Genomic DNA, 2,952 nt, shown 5'->3' with positions numbered 1-2,952 from the left:
CTATCGTAGCTTTTTGTATTTCTAATTCTAATTGTTTTTGTTCAACTTCAGAGAGACAACGCATCTTTGAAATACAATCATTCATTGCCTTTTTAGTAAACGCATATAAAGTACTCCTATCCGTTTTTTGTGCTAGCTTATATCGGTTATCATAATTTTTTTTAAAGTCATCTATTGCCTTGTTAATCGACATGATATCTTCTGACGACACTACGGCATGTAGACTCCCCATAATGATTTGTACGCTCTCAAATCGCTCTTCTCTAATTCTTTGACCAAAATTAAATAAATCTTGAATTAAGAGTTTGAATTTCTCTACGAGTGGTAATTCTTTGCGTAACTTTGGATTTAATCTCATAACCGATAAATTATAGTAATTATCCAATTGATTACTAAAAATTTCTGTTTCCTCCTTTACTTCGGGTGATATATTATTCAAAGCTATACTATGAACAGGGAAATCTATTTTCTTGCTATTTTTTAAAAGAATTACCAATGAAGGATTTTTTGCCTCTCCGTTTCCTATCGCTAACGAGGGCTCAGGAGGATAATAAAATAAATGTAGTAAATTCCGTGCATTAATTTGGCATTTTTGCAAAGCGTAAACAAACGCTTCCATTATGGAGTCTGTAGGGTGCTTGGGATAAAAATAATCTAAAAGCAGATTGGAGTTCGAATTAGGATTACCTTTACATTTACAAACCCCATGCAAATCAACTCCTCTATAAATTACCTGAAACAAATCATCAACGGTGGGCACTTGTCTTTTCTTTTCAGTTTCATTGACTGTTTCAGGACGATAGAGATAGGGAAAGAGTTTATTGCTTCGCTCGTCAATCGAAGAAATATAGCGATGGGATTCCTTAATACGTTCTACACCGTTTTCATGTTCTCTATTTTTTATTCCATTGCGGACTGTTTTTTCTTCTTCGCGAAGAATGAGAATATCCTCCTCTAAACGAATTTTTTTTCGTATAACTCTTCTTTTAATGCCACAAGTTCAGTAATAAGCAGGTTAGATAGTTTACTCATCAGTGGCGTAACAAGATTTGAGTCTTCGCCGAATTGCTGATCCGTTTGAGAACGATCATCTGGAATAATTTTTGTTTTAAATGAGACGGGAAGATGGATTAATTGATCACTTTTTTCTCGGATAGCACCCCAATAACTTGCCTGATATGCTTTCATCATTAAATCTATATTTTCATTGGGCAATAATGTTTCAAGTTTTGATCTTAATGACTCGATATTGTACCTGCCGAGATTAAAAGGTGATACCAAGATTTCTCTCCAGTACTCGACCGAGTTGACGATTTTCCTCTTTATTTTTAGCCACTCGAGTAATCCATAAAGATCCTGTTCTGGCAATATGTTTTCTTCCATTAGATTATTGAGAAAGCCAATCATTTTTTCACATTTTTTGATTTGTTCCGCTATTAACAAGTTGGCTAATCTCTTGGACAAGAGTTCAATGGTAACTTGCTTTAGATCATCTTCAGAAACGTATTGACGTAAGAAAATTTTGGCGATCTGTAATTTTATATTACCTGGATAGTAAGTCTCATTCATCGCATGAAGAAAAATACGTTGACCCACTTCGATCTGTTTTTCTTCCGTTAATAAGGGTAACCAGTTTGGATCATTACTCCATAAGTTGGTCTGCTCATTCTCTGTATTGTCTGCTTTTTTAAATGCAGTAGACATTTGGACTATTTCAGTGCAAATATTCGCAAGTTTCAAATTTTTCGGCAGAATATTTTGCATGGTTTCTTCTATAAGTTCTGGTTCAGCCAGACATTCACTGATTCTCTGATTTAATTCTTCAAAAGAAAGTGCAGAACTTGAACTTGCTTCAGCCAAGGAGGCTTGAATGTTACTCAAGTTTGTCTGAAATAGGTTAGCAATCTTTTCTTGTGTTTCTTTCAGTTCTTTAAACGACTGATCAATACTTTTTAAATAGGCATTAAATTTTTCAATCGAGCTTTTGCCTTCTAATATAGATAAAATATAAAAGTTTTTACGATCAGGTGGTTTAATATGCAATGAAAACTGCTTAAATGAATCGCTAAAGGATTTAAAGTTACTCTGAAACTTTGATAAGTTAGATAAAAACTTTTGCTCATTCTTAACCCCTACCCCTAAGGCGTTCACTAGTCCTTCTAAATTTACTTGGGTCTCACGAAAATGTTTTTTTGCAAGATTTAAAATATTAAGACTGTCATTCAATCGCTCAAAATAATCTTGAGCTTCTTTATTCCGATTCTCAATAGTTTCATCCACTGTACCAGTAGCTTGGAGATCGTAGTTTGTTTTTGCTTCATGAACAAGTCTTAGAAGGGGATCTTTTTTATACTCTTTTTGTTGAAGCTGTTGTTGCAAAGCGTTTGTAACAACATTTACTGCTTGATAACCATGCACCCCGGTTTCATGACCTACATGCAGTAAGTGCAGAATTTCAAGCATCTCCCAAGTGATTTGCACCACACTATATGCTGTTAACGCCTCAATAATCATGCCAACTCCTTTTTTTGTTTGCGTAGCAGTTTTGAGTATAAATTAAAGATTAATTATTTTATATGTCCTCCATGATTTTTTAATTTAAAAAAATTAAATTAATTTGTTAAAAAAATATAATTCTATTTTTCAAGGTAATCGTTTTTGAATAGAAATATATATCAATTTAAATGATTATAATTGCAAACAGTAAATTTATTTTTGAGTTTCAGTTGGTATGTTAAAAATATTAGCATTATAAATGTTCAATTATACTAAGTATAAAAAGAGAACTTAATAATGAAAAAATGGATTTTATTTATATTCTGCAGTTTGATTTCATTTGGCGTTTATTGCGATGTGTTTGTTCACGACTATCATCGTCAGACCTCATTATCGCAGTAATCCTGAGATCAATAATAATGTCGAAGAAAGGTAATAGAAGCCTTATAGGAGGAG

2 protein-coding genes are annotated in these 2,952 nt (G+C 32.9%); both read right to left on the bottom strand.

What is annotated here, in order from left to right; all coding sequences use genetic code 11:
* A partial coding sequence (locus S3O_RS12860; RefSeq protein WP_010599010.1) for a hypothetical protein occupies window positions 1-760 on the bottom strand: 760 nt, incomplete at its 3' end.
* Window positions 761-954: 194 nt separating this feature from the next.
* Entirely contained in the window at window positions 955-2,418 is a 1,464-nt protein-coding gene (locus tag S3O_RS0110160) for a hypothetical protein (RefSeq protein WP_156792891.1), read from the bottom strand.
* Window positions 2,419-2,952 lie beyond the last annotated feature (534 nt).

Origin of the sequence: Rickettsiella massiliensis 20B (genome assembly GCF_000257395.1) — a bacterium.
GTDB lineage: Bacteria > Pseudomonadota > Gammaproteobacteria > Diplorickettsiales > Diplorickettsiaceae > Diplorickettsia > Diplorickettsia massiliensis.
Note: the sequence above shows the minus strand (reverse complement) of the source record. Positions and strands in the feature narration are given on the sequence as shown.